This window comes from Colwellia sp. BRX10-4 (assembly GCF_014077465.1).
Taxonomy (GTDB): domain Bacteria; phylum Pseudomonadota; class Gammaproteobacteria; order Enterobacterales; family Alteromonadaceae; genus Colwellia_A.
The window spans coordinates 16,622-32,511 of record NZ_JACGVZ010000008.1 but is presented as its reverse complement, the minus strand read 5'-3'; the positions used below and the strand labels follow the sequence as shown (position 1 = coordinate 32,511).

13 protein-coding genes and 1 pseudogene are annotated in these 15,890 nt (G+C 37.0%); 8 read left to right on the top strand and 6 right to left on the bottom strand.

Annotation, left to right across the window (positions count from 1 at the left end; genetic code table 11):
* Positions 1-150: 150 nt before the first annotated feature.
* Complete coding sequence (locus H4J67_RS08525) at positions 151-1,017, top strand: OmpA family protein (protein ID WP_182175742.1); 867 nt, start codon at positions 151-153, stop codon at positions 1,015-1,017.
* A gap of 101 nt (positions 1,018-1,118) precedes the next feature.
* Positions 1,119-2,969 (top strand): M1 family metallopeptidase, encoded by a 1,851-nt coding sequence (locus H4J67_RS08520; protein ID WP_182175743.1) that lies wholly within the window; start codon positions 1,119-1,121, stop codon positions 2,967-2,969.
* Positions 2,970-3,051: 82 nt separating this feature from the next.
* Here the strand turns inward: H4J67_RS08520 and H4J67_RS08515 are convergent, their stop codons facing one another.
* Both H4J67_RS08515 and cysZ read right to left on the bottom strand, forming a co-directional pair.
* Positions 3,052-3,438 carry a hypothetical protein gene (locus H4J67_RS08515; protein ID WP_182175744.1) on the bottom strand — a complete coding sequence of 129 codons (387 nt, stop codon included), beginning with the start codon at positions 3,436-3,438 and terminating at the stop codon, positions 3,052-3,054.
* Positions 3,439-3,654: 216 nt separating this feature from the next.
* Positions 3,655-4,407 (bottom strand): sulfate transporter CysZ, encoded by a 753-nt coding sequence (gene cysZ / locus H4J67_RS08510; protein WP_182175745.1) that lies wholly within the window; start codon positions 4,405-4,407, stop codon positions 3,655-3,657.
* A 155-nt stretch (positions 4,408-4,562) separates the two neighbouring features.
* On the opposite strand from cysZ, the gene smc reads away from it, so the two are divergent.
* The 3 genes from smc to ligA all read left to right on the top strand — a co-directional run bounded on the left by smc (position 4,563) and on the right by ligA (position 11,302).
* Positions 4,563-8,063 carry a chromosome segregation protein SMC gene (gene smc, locus H4J67_RS08505; protein WP_182175746.1) on the top strand — a complete coding sequence of 1,167 codons (3,501 nt, stop codon included), beginning with the start codon at positions 4,563-4,565 and terminating at the stop codon, positions 8,061-8,063.
* A gap of 57 nt (positions 8,064-8,120) precedes the next feature.
* The gene (gene zipA, locus H4J67_RS08500) at positions 8,121-9,185 is read left to right on the top strand and encodes a cell division protein ZipA (protein WP_182175747.1); all 1,065 of its coding nucleotides are present in this window, start codon (positions 8,121-8,123) and stop codon (positions 9,183-9,185) included.
* A gap of 74 nt (positions 9,186-9,259) precedes the next feature.
* A complete protein-coding gene (gene ligA / locus H4J67_RS08495) occupies positions 9,260-11,302 on the top strand; it encodes an NAD-dependent DNA ligase LigA (RefSeq protein WP_182175748.1) in 2,043 nt (680 codons plus the stop codon).
* 41 nt (positions 11,303-11,343) lie between these two features.
* Here ligA and H4J67_RS08490 read toward each other — a convergent pair whose 3' ends face one another.
* Entirely contained in the window at positions 11,344-11,706 is a 363-nt protein-coding gene (locus H4J67_RS08490) for a hypothetical protein (RefSeq protein ID WP_182175749.1), read from the bottom strand.
* A gap of 169 nt (positions 11,707-11,875) precedes the next feature.
* Here H4J67_RS08490 and H4J67_RS08485 point away from each other — a divergent pair.
* Positions 11,876-12,675, top strand: a pseudogene (locus H4J67_RS08485) (M48 family metallopeptidase).
* Positions 12,676-12,929: 254 nt separating this feature from the next.
* On the top strand, positions 12,930-14,126 hold the full coding sequence (locus H4J67_RS08480) for a GAF domain-containing sensor histidine kinase (RefSeq protein WP_182175750.1): 1,197 nt from the start codon (positions 12,930-12,932) through the stop codon (positions 14,124-14,126).
* A 107-nt stretch (positions 14,127-14,233) separates the two neighbouring features.
* On the opposite strand, the gene H4J67_RS08475 is transcribed toward H4J67_RS08480, so the two are convergent.
* From H4J67_RS08475 to H4J67_RS21215, 3 genes are all read right to left on the bottom strand, one after another.
* Positions 14,234-14,608 carry a hypothetical protein gene (locus tag H4J67_RS08475; protein WP_182175751.1) on the bottom strand — a complete coding sequence of 125 codons (375 nt, stop codon included), beginning with the start codon at positions 14,606-14,608 and terminating at the stop codon, positions 14,234-14,236.
* Between the two features lie 56 nt (positions 14,609-14,664).
* Positions 14,665-14,787, bottom strand: a complete 123-nt coding sequence (locus H4J67_RS20555; protein WP_259368531.1) for a hypothetical protein — start codon at positions 14,785-14,787, stop codon at positions 14,665-14,667.
* A gap of 138 nt (positions 14,788-14,925) precedes the next feature.
* Positions 14,926-15,165 (bottom strand): LysR family transcriptional regulator, encoded by a 240-nt coding sequence (locus tag H4J67_RS21215; RefSeq protein WP_404842786.1) that lies wholly within the window; start codon positions 15,163-15,165, stop codon positions 14,926-14,928.
* Positions 15,166-15,401: 236 nt separating this feature from the next.
* Between H4J67_RS21215 and H4J67_RS08465 the strand changes: the two genes are divergently transcribed.
* Entirely contained in the window at positions 15,402-15,860 is a 459-nt protein-coding gene (locus tag H4J67_RS08465; RefSeq protein ID WP_182175752.1) for a hypothetical protein, read from the top strand.
* Positions 15,861-15,890: the final 30 nt, after the last annotated feature.

Sequence of the window (15,890 nt, the reverse complement as noted above, 5' to 3'; positions counted from 1 at the left end):
AAGGCGTAAATTATCGCAGAAAAAAAATATAAACTCTATGCGAACACTATGATGAAGCTTGAAAGTTATGAAAATATTGCTGATAACTGCTAAAGTTATAGAATATTGGGTCGATAACAGATAAGTGGCAAGATAAAAGATAAATATTTTATGAAAAAAACTATCATCACATTATTATTATGCGTATTTGTTAGCCAAGCTAATGCTGGTATTCGTCAGTATGGTGCTGACTTAGAACACGCTAATTGGCAGTTAACTAATAACTCTAGGCTAGAGTGCACTTTATCACACCAAATACCTAATTATGGTGAAGCAAAATTCTATAGTACGGCAAGCCGTAAAATGAATATGGAATTTGAACTCGATATGATGCGTTTACCCGATACTTATTCATTAGCAGAAGTTCGTTCTGTTGCGCCTAATTGGCGCCCTGGAAAAAATGGTCGAACTATTGCCAATATGAAACTTCATAAGCAGTTTGCGCCAAGTCTACCGAAAAAGGTTGCTTGGAATATGCTTAATGAATTAGAGCAGGGCATGAACCCAACGTTTTACTATAACGATTGGTATAGCGACAACGACCTTATATCTGTTGGTATATCAACGGCAAAATTTAATCGTGCCTATCAAGAATTTATTGGTTGTGTCAGTAACTTACTTAATTACAATTTTGATGACATTTCTTACACAGTATTAAATTATCAATTTGGTGGTGAAAGCTTAACTAAATCATCTAAAAAGCGTTTATCGATGATCGCAGAGTACCTTACTTTAGATCAAAACTTAGAGTTGGTGCTTATTGACGGTTATACTGACAGTTATGGTGGCAGAAACGATAACTTGAAAATATCGAACCGCCGAGCAAACACGATTCGTGAGCATTTTGTTAAAAATGGTATTGACCCTAGTCGAATTGAAGCAAAAGGTTATGGCGAAAAACGTCACATTGCTGCCAACAATACCGTTATTGGTCGTGCACAAAACAGACGTGTTGTTATTAGAATGGAACAACCGTAAAGACGAATGTACTGCAAAAAAATTATTTTATAAAGAATCAGTTGAATAGGCTTGTTGGTTATCTTAACCTATCAACCTATTTTTTTATTGGATCTTCCATAATGCGACCATTGTTTAAGTCTTTATTTGCACTATTGGTTTTATCGAGCTTTACAAGTTTGGCAAAAACCAATGATGCATACACCTATGCTAATTACGACCAAGTAAAAACAACCCATATCTATTTAGATCTAGCGGTTAATTTTGATGAAAAATCACTCGCTGGTTTTGCAGAATTATCGTTAGAGTGGTTAAGTAAAACTTCGCAGCCTATTATTCTCGATACCCGAGATTTAATCATTGACCGCGTTATGGCTCAAACTGAAGCAGGACAATGGCGTGGGGTAAGTTTCACCCTTGCTAATCGTGATAATGTGTTAGGTTCAAAACTCACCATAAACAATACTTTTAAAGCACAAAAAATTCGTGTTTATTACCAATCAACTGAAAAAGCGTCAGGTTTGCAATGGTTGTCAGCTGAACAAACAGCAGGTAAAAAGCATCCTTTCTTATTTAGTCAAAATCAAGCGATTCACGCACGTTCATGGATCCCGGTGCAAGACACACCTAGTGTTCGCGCAACTTATAATGCTCGTATTACTACGCCTGATAATTTATTAGCGGTAATGAGTGCTAATAACGAACCTAATACCACTCGTGACGGCGATTATTTTTTTAGTATGCCGCAAGCAATCCCTGCTTATTTAATTGCAATTAGTGTCGGCGATTTAGAATTTAAAGTGATGAGTAAGCAAACGGGGATTTATGCTGAAGCCAGCATTTTAGAGGCAGCGGTTAGTGAGTTTGACGATACACAAGCGATGATTGATGAGTCAGAAAAAATCTTTGGTCCTTATCGTTGGGGGCGCTATGACTTACTGATATTACCGCCTAGTTTTCCTTTTGGTGGTATGGAAAACCCACGTTTGTCTTTTATTACCCCAACAGTTATTGCTGGTGATAAAAGCTTAGTCAATTTAATTGCTCATGAACTCGCTCATTCTTGGTCGGGTAACTTAGTGACTAATGAAAGTTGGCGTGACTTATGGTTAAACGAAGGTTTTACCAGTTATGTTGAAAATCGTATTATGGAAGCGGTATTTGGTGAAGACCGAGCCGTTATGGAACAAGCGCTTGGTGCACAAAGTTTAAATTATGAAATTGCTGAATTAGCGCCGGGTGATACTCAGCTTTATATCGACCTTAAAGGGCGTGACCCTGATGACGCATTCTCAGGTGTTCCCTATGTCAAAGGTCAGTTGTTTTTAATGTTTTTAGAGGCTAAGTTTGGTCGAGATAAATTTGATACTTTTATTTTAGATTACTTCAACAGCCATGCCTTTGAAAGCTTAGGTACTGCCAATTTTGTTATTTATTTGAAAAAGAATCTTACTGATAAATATCCAAATATTGTCAGCGATAAAGAAGTTAATGAATGGATTTATGAACAAGGATTACCTAGTTACGCGCCGCAGCCTACATCAAGTGCATTTACCACTATCGATAGTCAAATTAATAGTCTGTTAAGTGATAAAATAACGTTAGAGCAATTACCAACTAAAGCATGGACCTTGCATGAATGGCTGCATTTTATAAATAACTTGCCGGTAACATTACCGACTGAGCGGATGAGTGCACTCGATAAAGCGTTTAACCTTACCGCTAGTACTAATGCTGAAATTGCGCATGCTTGGTACTTATTAGCCTTAAGAACCGGTTACGATACTGTTTACCCTGCGATGTCAAAATATCTCATTGCTATCGGTCGTCGTAAGTTAATAGTACCGCTTTATAAAGCGTTAGCTGAGACACCTGCAGGTAAAGCTTGGGCACTTAATGTCTATGAAAAAGCGCGCCCTGGTTATCATGGTTTAGCGCAAGGCACTATTGACGATGTCTTAAAAGCTAAATAACATTCAACTAAAATGACAAAATAAAAACGCCATGTTAACATTTATTAACGTGGCGTTTTTTATGTGATTTGTGATGTTTATATTATTTATTGCTGCTTTCTTCAACGATCACATCAACTTGTCGTAGCTGGTTTTGCTGTGAAATAACAACTCTGATGCTATGTTGTTTTTGGTTAAAGTTTACTGTTAAACGGCCACGTTTTCTTTTTTGGCTTAACGCTTGCCCATATTCTTTTAGATAAAACTGGATAACTTCCTCTTCAGTACTTTTTGTAAAATAGTTGATAACTGCAGGTGTCTCATCGGTAAATTCAGCAAAAACTCGCGCATCACTCATGGCCGCTATGGTCACCATTGCTGTTTCTTCTGCAATAGCAAAGTTGACGTTTATCAACATAAAAGCGACTAATAATGTTCTGAAGGAACAAGCTAATCGACTTGATAAATTTACGGTACTTAGGTTAAACATAATATTTGATCCTTTAACGGGCTTAGCTAAATCTAGTGTGTTGCTAGGTAATTATCAAGAATATTGTTAATAATCTAATCATTACCGCGATATAAGGTATTGTTTAAATAACAAATTATAATAGCGGTAATAAGTACCTAATCGTATAAATAACGCTAACTAACTGATTAATAATTAATTAACATGAACGGTCAACAAAATCATCTCGAAAGTTCATTAGGTATCAACAAAGTCATTTCTGTAATGATCAACCCATAGCGCGGTTGCACCACATATAGCGACAGGCATGACCACTAGATTAATAATAGGGATCATTGAAAATACTGCCGTTGTGATACCAAAGCTATAACTTAATCCTTGCTTTTGTTTGAGTGCGTAACGCATTTCATTAAAGTCAATTTTATGATTATCAAATGGATAGTCTTTATATTGAACGGCCATCATCCAAGCTAAAAATAAAAACCAAAATATTTGTCCTATAACTGGCAGTATCCAATAAAGAATAAAAAAACCAATAGCGCGCGGTAAATAATAACGTAATTTACACCATTCTCTTGATAACGTGCGAGGTACATCTTTTATAACATCTAGGATTGAAGCGGGTGGTATTGTTTTACCACAGAGTAATAATTCCATCTTTTCTGATAGCAAACCATTAAAAGGTGCGGCAATCCAGTTGGCGACTGAACTAAATATAAAAGAAAACATCACTAACAAAAATAATAAAGCGACTGGCCATAAGAAAGCACTTAACCAAGACAGCCAACCAGGAAGCCAGTTATCGAGCATGGTCATATAGGTATCAAGTTCTAAAAATAGACCATAAAAGGCGACACTAAATAAGACTAAATTAACCACTAGGGGTATAAATACAAAACGGCGAATACCTTTTTCTCTGATTAATTCAAAGCCCTTAATAAAATATCCAGCACCACTGTTAGCTAACGGTTGATTAATAATTGTATTCATTGGCTGATTTTTATCCTTACATGCTGTTTTAACTGTGATTATAAAATAAATTGATAAATTGAACAGATGTTTCATGTTACAAAATATAGATAACTCTGATAAAATTTTACTGCCGAGTATTATCAAAGTATAACAATAAAAGGTTTCTGTGTTTTATGCGTTTAAAGCATATAAAACTTGCTGGTTTTAAATCGTTTGTTGACCCGACCAAAGTGCCATTTGAACAAAGAATGACAGCTATTGTTGGGCCAAACGGTTGTGGAAAATCGAATATCATTGACGCTGTTCGTTGGGTACTTGGTGAAAGTTCAGCGAAAAATTTGCGTGGTGATGCTATGACCGATGTCATTTTTAATGGCGCAGCAACACGCAAGCCGGTCGGACAAGCATCTGTTGAATTGTTATTCGATAATATTGATGGTCGCATACAAGGCAACATGGCCGATCGTAATCAAGTTTCTATTCGACGCGTTATAAATCGTGATAGCCAAAATACATATTATTTAAACGGTAGTAAATGCCGCCGTCGAGATATCACCGATATTTTCCTGGGTACCGGTCTTGGTCCTCGCAGTTATGCGATTATTGAGCAAGGTACTATCTCAAAACTTATTGAATCTAAGCCGCAAGAGTTACGTGTTTTTATTGAAGAAGCTGCGGGTATTTCTAAATATAAAGAACGCCGCAGAGACACTGAAAATAGGATCAGACATACGCGTGAAAACCTTGAACGCTTAAACGATATACGTGTTGAGCTTGGTTTACAAATTGATAAACTGCATCAACAGGCAGAAGCCGCTAAACGTTTTAAAACGTTAAAAACTAGAGAGCGTAAATATAGAGCTGAGTTGACTGTTTTAAAATGGCAAAAATTTGATCAACAAGCTAACGAGCAAAAACAACAAGTAAGTCAATATCAAACAGAAATAGAAGCTTTGATTGTTGAACAGAAAAAAATCGATATCCAATTGTTTGATGCGAAACAAAAAGTGACCATAGGCGGAGAGTCTAGCGGTGAGCTCCATCAACAAAAATTACTATTAAGTAATGATATTGCTCGTGCAGAACAAAACATCAAACATTTAAAGCAACAAAAACAGAAAGCTCAACACGATAACAGTGTTACCCAGCAACAGCTGATTAATGCACAACAATTGGTACTAGCCGAGCAAGAACAGCTCCAAAAAAGCACTTTAAAAATAACAGAACACGTACCTGAACTTGAACTCATAGAGCAGCAACTGCTTGAGAGTCAAATTCAGTTAGAAGGCTATATTGAACAGCAGCGAAATGAGCATAAGCAATGGCAAGCTTTACAGCGCCAACACCAAGATACAAATGATCAACAGCTGAGTGTTAATCAGCGAATCTCTCAGTTAAGTGAGCAGATAAGTCAGCAGCAGCAGCGCCAACAATCATTAACACATTTATTAGTCAGTTTAACCAAAGAGAGTATCAGCGAAAATGTCGAGAGTACTGTTGAGCTTAGCAACAAGCTACTTAAGCAAGAAAAACACCAGCAATCTTTACTAAAACAATATAAAGATAATGAATCAAAGCAACTCGTACTTGTTACCCAAATCAGCCTAGCCTCGAAGCAGCAAGCACAGTACAGTGGTGAAATAGCAGCATTAAAGCTTTATTTACAGCAGTTACTGATACAACAAAATCAACAAGCAGGTTGGCGCATTAAACAAAAAGAATGGTTAAGTGTGCGCGGGCAAAAAGTGCTTGGCGCTGTTTTTCAATTATTAACCGTAGAAACAACCTGGCAGGCAAGTGTCGAATTAGTGCTACATCATTGGTTACAAGGCGAGTTGGTTGAATATTTCCCCACAGAAGTCACCATTGAACCACTATTTTTAGTGCTAGATCAACAAATAAACAAGACTAGTGCGACTCGTTCAGTGAAAGCAACAAGCGGTACCTTGGCTGAAAAAGTTAAAGGTTTACCGGCAATAACGGCCTTGCTAAATAATATTTTTATTGCCCAAGATTACCAACAAGCGCAACAGATAATGTTAACGCTTGCTGATCACCAGTCAGTCATTTGCAAAGATAGTACTTGGTTAAGTCGGTATTTTCTGCGAAAAGGAAGCGCTGAAAATTTTGATGCCTTGCTACAGTTAACGGATAATATCAGCCAGACCTCAGAAAAAGTGACTGAGTTAACATTTAGTATTCAAGCATGCCAGGATAAAGAAAGTCAGCTGATAAAAAGCAAAGAACAACTTGTGAGTGACGCTAAGATACTTAAAACGGCAATCGAACAATCTACTTATCAAGTTCAGGCTTTACAGCAAAAAATTGCTTTGGCTAAACAAGCCTCAGAGCAACGCGATAAACAAAGCAGCCTTTATCAACAAGAGCTAACAACGCTAGAAAGTTTACTGAGCCAAAACAAAAAATTATTATCAGTACAAGAAGATGCGCTTACAAAACTACCAAAGCATGATGCCGAACAGCTTATGCATATCAGCAGTGCACAAGAGAGTTTACAAAGAAAAATTCAAGACAGTCAAGAAAGTACCCAAAGGTTTCATCAACAAAAACATCAGCAAGCGTTAATGATTGAAAAATTGAATCATGAGCAAACTCAAGGCCAATTATCATTGGTTCGTGCGCAAGAAAGTATTCAACAACTCACCAAACAACAACGCATGCATCAAGAAATCGTTGAAGAGTGTGCATCGCCGTTGCAAGTTGATGAGCAAAAGTTACAAGCATGGCTAATCGACGTTGCGGAACTTAATGAAAAAATAGCAAAGATACAGCACGATACAACAGACTCTAAAACACTGATTAGTGATGCAGAATCAAAAGTTCAGCAACTCACTAGAAATATTAACAGTAAGAAAGAGCAAATTAATGCTGTTCATTTAACTGCAGAAAGTTATCGTTTACGTGCTGATGCGGCACTCGAGCAACTTAATGAAATGCAACAGAATTTATTGGCGGTGCAAACCGCTATGCCAGATCAGGCAAAAGAGCCTTTATGGCAGGCTCATATTGTTAATTTAGGTAAAGATATTAATCGTTTAGGGGCAATAAATCTTGCAGCAATTAATGAATATCAAATACAATTTGAGCGAAAGACCTATCTTGATCAACAAGATGAAGATTTAATCCAAGCGATTAATACGTTAGAATTAGCTATTGCTAAGATAGATAAAGAAAGCCGTCACAAATTTAAAAATACCTTTGAAAAAATTAATAGTGATCTTAAAGCATTATTTCCTAAGGTTTTTGGTGGTGGTAGTGCCTATTTAGCCTTAACAGATGATGATATGCTTGAAACGGGTGTTACTATTATGGCTAGACCGCCAGGTAAAAAAAATAGCACGATTCACTTATTATCTGGTGGCGAAAAAGCGCTGACCGCATTATCATTAGTGTTCGCAATTTTTAGGTTAAATCCTGCACCATTTTGTATGCTTGATGAAGTCGATGCGCCTCTTGATGATGCTAACGTTAGTCGTTTTTGTAACTTGGTGCGAGAGATGTCGCAAACTGTACAGTTTATTTATATCAGCCATAATAAAATAGCGATGGAAATGGCGAGTCAGTTAACCGGTGTTACTATGTTTGAACCGGGCGTATCAAAAATGGTAGCTGTAGATATTGATGAAGCAATCGCTATGGCTGAATTAGAATAAGTACAAAATTAAGTAAAGCTAAACCAAGCTGAAAATAGAATAATAAAAGGCTATCCGATGGAATATAATTTCAGAACTGCATTGATTGTTATCAGTGCTGTGGTGATCACGGCAATATTTGTTCATGGTTTTTGGACCATAAGAAAAAATAAAAACCCTTATAAGCTTAAAGCAAAGGCTGAAAAAGTTGAGCCTAATAACCGAGGTTTTGATGGCTCAGGCTTTGATCAAGATGGTGTTAGTAAGCCAAGAGTCGTTGAAAACTCACTTGGTGGTCAATCATATGATGAAGAGATGCCTATGCCATCGACAGCTGAATATGAAGAACAAGCTTCATCATATCGCGAATTTAGTGCCGAAGATGATGAACCAAGTTTGGGGGATATGTCTTCTTTTGATGAAACTTCTGCTAAAAAAGATAACAACAGTGCTGACTTACGTGATCACGATGTATCATTATTTGGCTCGGTTACCGCCAAAGAAGTGGCTGTTATTGAGAAAATTGAAACACCTGTTTATCAAACACCGATAACATCAGCTAAACAACCCTTAAAAACGTCGGCGCGTTTTACTGAAAAAGCGCCTGTTAAGCGAGACCAAATAGAGATAAATTTTGGCAGAGAAAGCAAGGAAAGTAAAAGCGCGGCCAAAAAAGAATCGATAATCCCTCAGCATAAAAAAGTGGAAGTTGAACCTGATGTACTGATTATTTCAGTGGTTATGTCTGAAAAACAGCAAATGTCAGGTGCCGCACTTTTACCGACATTATTAACATTAGGTATGAAATACGGAGAGATGAACATCTTTCACCGCCATCAAGATAATGCTGGAAATGGTAAAGTTACTTTTAGTTTAGCAAACATCATGAAACCAGGCACATTTGATCTCGACAATATGGAAAGCTTTACTACACAAGGTATTAGCCTTTTTATGATGTTACCTAATGCGGGCGATGCTTCCGTCGTCTTTGAGCAAATGCTTAACGCAGCAAAGCAACTCGCTTTAGAATTTAATGGTCAATTATTAGATGACAAACGTAATGTTATGACCAAACAAACAGAACAACATTACGTGGGTAAAATTCGCGAATTTACGCGAAGAAATCTAATTGCCTCATCTTAAAATCAAACAAACTCTGACAGGTTAATTTATTGATTAACCTGTAATTTAAACTCTTTCAAAAGTAATTCATTCTTATGTCATCACCTGCTAATACGACTCGAGTACAAGAGCTTCATCAACTTATCAATCAATTAAATCATCAATATTACGACCTAGATGAACCCAGTGTTCCTGATGCAGAATATGATCGCTTAATGCGAGAACTTATTTCAATTGAAACAGCAGACCCAGAATTAAAATTACTTGATTCACCGAGTCAAAAAGTCGGTGGGCAAGCGTTAAAATCTTTTAGTCAAGTGACACACCAAGTACCGATGCTATCCCTTGATAATGTATTTTCTGGTAATGAATGGCAAGCTTTTGCTAAGCGTGTAAAAGACCGTTTGCTTTCAAAAGAAACTATTAAATACTGTGCCGAGCCAAAACTTGATGGTTTAGCGGTGAGTTTACGCTACGAAAATGGTGTTTTAGTGCAAGCAGCTACGCGCGGGGATGGCGCTGTGGGTGAAAATATCACGGTAAATGTTCGCACGATCAAATCGATACCTTTAAAATTAACCGGTGATAAATACCCTGATATATTAGAGGTTCGCGGCGAAGTTTTTATGCCCAAAGCCAGCTTTAATGCCTTAAATGCTAGTGCGCTTAAAAAAGGGGAAAAGATTTTCGCAAACCCAAGAAACGCAGCTGCAGGTAGTTTACGCCAATTAGACTCAAAAATAGCCGCTAAACGCAACTTAGCTTTTTATGTCTATGGTATTGGTTATGTTGAACAAGCATCAAGCCAAACATTAGGCGAACAGTGGTTAGAAAATTCACACTATCAACGTCTTTGCCAGTTAAAAACATTGGGTTTACCTATGTGCCCAGAAGTTAAGTTACTGAGTGACTCGTCAGAAGTCGCCAGCTTTTATCAATATATCATGCAAGAACGTGACAATTTAAGCTATGAAATAGATGGCACCGTTTTTAAAGTTGATGATATAGCCCTGCAAAAAAAATTAGGCTTTGTTGCACGAGCACCGCGCTGGGCAACTGCTTATAAATTTCCGGCACAGGAAGAGACAACACAATTACTGGATGTTGACTTTCAAGTAGGCCGAACCGGGGCTATTACTCCGGTTGCGCGTTTAAATCCTATTTTTGTTGGTGGTGTAACCGTCAGCAATGCGACCTTACATAATCAGGATGAGATTGAGCGCTTAGGTATCAAAATTAATGATTTTGTCACGATCAGAAGAGCGGGTGACGTCATTCCACAAATTGTCAGTGTTCAATTGCAAAAGCGTCCTGAAAACTCTCGTGACATCTTTTTTCCTATAACCTGTCCAGTATGTGATTCTGCTGTGGTTAAGGCTGAAGGTGAAGCCGTATTACGTTGTACGGGGGGCTTATATTGTGGCGCACAACGTAAAGAAGCGATTAAACATTTTTCGTCACGAAAAGCCCTCGATATAGATGGTTTAGGGGATAAATTAGTTGAGCAATTAGTCGACGAAAACTTGATTAAAACCCCTGCTGACTTATTTAAGCTAACGGAATTAGACGTGAGTACCATGGCTCGTATGGGTAAAAAATCGGCAGATAATTTAATTTCAGGTCTAGTAAAAGCAAGAACTACTACATTGCCTAAATTTATTTATGCACTCGGTATTCGCGAAGTAGGTGAAACCACTGCGACCAATTTAGCCAATTATTTTCTTAACTTCGCTGCAATTAAAGTGGCTAATGAAGAACTTTTGCAAAAAGTGCCTGATGTTGGGGCAGTAGTTGCTAAAAATATTACGCAATTTTTTCAGCAAGACCATAACATTGAAGTAGTCAGTGAGCTTGAAAGTATTATGTCATGGTCAGATATTGAAGTAAAATCTGCAGAACAACAGCCCTTGAAAGATAAAATATTTGTCTTAACCGGCACCTTGACACAAATGGGGCGCAACGAAGCTAAAGCAGAATTACAAGCACTGGGCGCTAAAGTATCAGGTAGTATCTCAGTAAAAACTGACTTTTTAGTCGCTGGCGAAAAGGCTGGGTCAAAGCTAACGAAAGCGCAAGACCTAGGGGTAGACATATTGACCGAAGACGAGCTGGTAACCTTGCTTGCAAAACATAAATAAGGTTATTACTGATTTCTAGGCGTTAAATAATAAATAGCCGGTTAAATAACAATCAATGCGTAAACAAATAACAGCATAGGTAAAGGTAAAATAACGGTAAAAATAATGGCCTCACACCATTCGATTGTTGAATAAAACTTTCGCCACGGTTTATTCTCTTGTTTATTTGATTGTAAAGTCACAAAGAAGAAAATAAAACTGGCTACCACTAAGGTTTGTAAAGCCGCAAATAAAATAAATATAGCGAACCACACCAAGACAATAGGGGTGCTTTGCTCAATTTGCTTACTTAACATAAAAAATAGTGCAAACGAGAAACCGCTCCACGCTAGTAATTTCCAGCGATATGAAGAACAAGTAATGGCAATATTATTGAATAGTGCTGGTGTTAACCGATATTTCATATAAATTCTAAAAAATGATAATTATTAATAATTTTGTCACGCTTGTTGCGGGACTTGCAAGTTCTAATAAATATTATCAATAAATTTTATTTTAACAGTCGAATTGTTTGCCAACATTCCTTAGAGTACCTGTTAGATTTCATTTGAAAATTTCACGTAAGGAAATATCGTGAATAATAAAGCTACCCTCTTATTAACACTTGCTGCGTTTATTGTTTTAGCAAACTGTGCAAAATCTTCAACTGGACGTAATCAAATAACGCTTTTCTCAAGTTCAGATCTCAATAAAATGGGTGCTAGTTCGTTTGAACAAATGAAGAAAAAATCAGCAGTGATATTGCGGTAAATAATTACGTACAATGTGTCGCGAAAGCAATCACTAAAAACGTGCCTAAATCTGCTCATAAAGGAGAGTGGGAAGTCGTTGTTTTTGACTCTGAACAAGTCAATGCATTTGCTTTACCCGGCGGTAAGATTGGTGTTTATACGGGGATTTTAAAAGTTGCCGAAAATCAAAATCAACTTGGGGCAATTATTGGTCATGAAGTTGGGCATGTTATTGAACATCATTCTAATGAAAGGATGTCATCTAGTAAAATTTCTCAAACAGGTATGGCTGTTGTCGATACGGCCCTATCCGTTGGAAATGTTGAAAACCGCAACTTGTGGATGTCTGGTTTAGGCTTAGGGTTACAATACGGTATATTAATGCCCTATGGACGTACCCATGAAAGTGAAGCTGATATAGTTGGACAAGACTTAATGGCAAAATCAGGATTTGAACCATCGGCAGCTATAAGTTTGTGGCAAAACATGGCTAAACTTTCAAACGGTTCACCACTAGAATTTATGTCAACACACCCATCAAATGAAACCCGTATTAATCAGTTAACAGAACATTTGCCTAAGTCCCAAGCTTATTATAAGGCTAGTAACGCACCCAGCTGTAAAAAACCACAGAATATTTAAAGACTTGTATAGAGTCTTTAGGCTCAAATACAGTAGTAATTGATTCTTCTGCCCTCTAATTGTAGAGACATTATTTTAATTATATTGATGGCTGGATTTAGTGACACAGCGACAAATGTGATTGGTTTTTGTTTAAACTGTTACATATCAGAACTTAAAATTGTAAAATACGCTATAGTCATTGGAATATAGTTGAATGTAATTTTCTGTTTTTCCTATTAACGTAGTTAACGCACCCTAAGGATTTGCGTATTATGATAAGTGCTGATCTGCACCCCGAAGAATTACAACGTATTGATGAATTACTCAGATATGAAGTATTAGACACTGAAGATGAAAAGGTGCTCGATGAACTTACACAGTTGGCTAGCGCCATTTGTGGTACTTCTATTTCTCTCATCTCTCTTGTCGACAAAGACCGCCAGTGGTTTAAATCTCGAGTAGGTCTTAATACTCAGGAAACGCCAAGGGATATCGCTTTTTGTTCACATGCTATTTTACAAGATGACATCTTTGAAGTACCTGATACCTTAGCGGATGAACGCTTTGTCGATAACCCGTTGGTAACAGGTGCTCCAGATATTCGTTTTTATGCGGGAACACCTCTGGTCAGTACAAACGGCATGCCTATCGGTACCTTATGTGTTATTGATACAGTTCCCCATAAACTGGATGAAAAACAACAATTAGCATTAAATACACTAGCAAAACAAGTGGTTAGCCAATTAGAACTAAGGCTGCGTAACCGTCAGTTAGAGCGAATGCAAGCAGATCAAGAAAAAACATTTGCCATTTTGTCTCATGATTTACGCTCTCCTTTTAATGGTATTTTAGGGTTATCAAAAATTTTGCATGAAAATGCAGACACCCTTGAGCCTGAGCTTATTGCTGAAATGGCTGATGGCATTTTAGAGTCATCACTGACTTTTTATCAGCTACTAGACGAAATTCTTCAATGGTCGCGTAATCAGTTAGGCGCGGTTCATGCTGAATTAAAAACGACCGCGTTAAAGCCTCTGATAACAGAAACGCTCGACTTGATGGCAGAAAGTTTCAATTTAAAAAAAATCAGTATTAAACTCGACATCAATGAAAATACTACTGTGATGGCGGACGTTAATTTAACAAAAACTATTATTCGTAATTTATTAGCAAACGCCATTAAATATACGCCAGAACATGGCAGTATCGACATTGAAGCTAAATCTAGTGATGGCCAGGTTAAACTGGTTATAACAGACACCGGTGAAGGTGTTCCTCAAGATATACAAGACCAACTCTTTATTGATTGTGTTGCTAGTCAGCGCGGTACTCAAGGTGAATCAGGTCATGGCTTAGGTTTAAGCTTATGTGGTGATTTTGCCCGCAAGCAGCGAGGTTATCTATCTCTAGATAAAACCTATACTGGTGGTGCTAAATTAATTCTTAATTTTCCAAAAACTGCTGAATAATAATTAACTAAACTAATGAGGATTTTAGCATAGTATACATCTTGAAAAAATAAAGACGGTTACCAAGCCCCATCTGGGGGCTTTATTTTGTTAACTGTTTAATAAACCTAAGCCATTGGTTGTTTAAATAGCTTTTTGCCTTCGGTTAATAAATGTTGAACGGCTGGATGTTTGACTTTACGTTCGGGAGAGATCAAGTAGTAATGTTCAGTTATATCATTGGTTTTGCCGATAATGCTCACGTTAAACTGTTCTATAACGTGAACTTCAATAATTGTTGGAGCACAAAAAACACCATAACCCTCCTGACCAAAATACTTAGTTAATATCGAATCATCAAACTCTCCAATAACTAATGGCGAGATACTCAATTGATTAAACCAAGAAAGTACACTTAAACGTTGATTTGTACCTTCACCAGCAATGAAAAATGATTGTCCATCGAGTGAGTGAGGAAAGTTAGCCTGTAATTTATCAGCCAAATTTTGGTGAGCAAAAAAGCTAAAACCGCTTTTTCCGATAGCATGGCTATATGCCTTTAATGGGGAAGTCTAGGCAGGGGAGTATCAGTTAATATCGCGTCTAATTTATTCATCGCCAACTCTCCAAGTAATACCTCTAAACTCGTTTCCTTACAGATTAATTTTATTGAACTATCCATGGTATAAATTTGCTTAAGGAAATGAAAAGAAAATACTTTTGCTATCACATCTGTAACACCTATTGAAAAGCGGGAAGCAAAATCTGCTGAGTGATTTTTAAGTGAATAAAGTAATTCGTCTCCTAAACTAAAGATTTCTTAGCTATAACTATAAGTCAAGCGTCCCATTTCGTTCAGCACTAAACGTTTCCCTTTCCGTTCAAATAACAGGTAGCCTAATTGATCTTCAAAAGTACTGAGTTGTGCACTCAACGTTTGCGGAGTTATATGAATAATTTTTGATGCCTGGGCAATACTGCCATGTTTTACTATCGCATTAAAATACTGTAGGTGGTGATATTTAGCTTTGCCATAATGTTCTCTTAATGATTTACCTATAGCTATTAAAAATAATAATCCTTAGATTTTTTGTCAACTTTTTTCTAATAAAGAGGTAACAACAATCAGCTTTTATTGTTTTATTTTTGGGTTGTAAAATATCTAGAAAGATAAAACTGCTTAGGTTAGGATGGTTAAGCACTCAAGTTGGCTATTATTGTAGTTTTTGTCATGACTTGCAGAATATTAATACGAGTGGTTATCGGGAAAATTAATTGAATTAAGGAATTTTAAAAATGAAGTTCACTAAAAATTTTATAGCTAAATTTATTTTCGTTTGTTTTTTATTGGCAAGTGGCTCAGTATTTGCGGACATTAAGTCTGAAATTATTAAATCGTGTAAAGCATACCAACAAGGTATCGACCGTAGTGAAATTAATCCATGCAAACTTTATATCGATGGGTTTATTGACTCATCTTTACTTTCAGAAAGTGCGGTAGTAAAACCAGAGGCGCTAATTGATAATCTTCGAGCGCCAGTCAGTGACTTTGTCAAAAGAGCCTACAACACTCGTGTTACAGCGAGGTCATCATTGACAGAGAAAGACGGTGATCATGCGTTTTGCATTTCTCTTGAAGAGGACCGAAAAAAAGTGGTCTCTAAAATAGCCAAGTCGATGAAAATTGATGACTTAGAGACGAAATCTTTGAAAGAGGTATTATTTGAAACATTAGTTTCAGACTTTCCATGTTGATCATCAAGGCAGATAAATAGCTGTCTAGCG

Coding starts and splice junctions, on each gene's coding strand:
- H4J67_RS08490 (WP_182175749.1), bottom strand. CDS start 11,706: ATGAAATATCGGTTAACACCAGCACTATTCAATAATATTGCCATTACT.
- smc (WP_182175746.1), top strand. CDS start 4,563: ATGCGTTTAAAGCATATAAAACTTGCTGGTTTTAAATCGTTTGTTGAC.
- H4J67_RS08480 (WP_182175750.1), top strand. CDS start 12,930: ATGATAAGTGCTGATCTGCACCCCGAAGAATTACAACGTATTGATGAA.
- H4J67_RS08525 (WP_182175742.1), top strand. CDS start 151: ATGAAAAAAACTATCATCACATTATTATTATGCGTATTTGTTAGCCAA.
- zipA (WP_182175747.1), top strand. CDS start 8,121: ATGGAATATAATTTCAGAACTGCATTGATTGTTATCAGTGCTGTGGTG.
- H4J67_RS08465 (WP_182175752.1), top strand. CDS start 15,402: ATGAAGTTCACTAAAAATTTTATAGCTAAATTTATTTTCGTTTGTTTT.
- ligA (WP_182175748.1), top strand. CDS start 9,260: ATGTCATCACCTGCTAATACGACTCGAGTACAAGAGCTTCATCAACTT.
- H4J67_RS08520 (WP_182175743.1), top strand. CDS start 1,119: ATGCGACCATTGTTTAAGTCTTTATTTGCACTATTGGTTTTATCGAGC.
- cysZ (WP_182175745.1), bottom strand. CDS start 4,407: ATGAATACAATTATTAATCAACCGTTAGCTAACAGTGGTGCTGGATAT.
- H4J67_RS20555 (WP_259368531.1), bottom strand. CDS start 14,787: ATGGATAGTTCAATAAAATTAATCTGTAAGGAAACGAGTTTAGAGGTA.
- H4J67_RS08515 (WP_182175744.1), bottom strand. CDS start 3,438: ATGTTTAACCTAAGTACCGTAAATTTATCAAGTCGATTAGCTTGTTCC.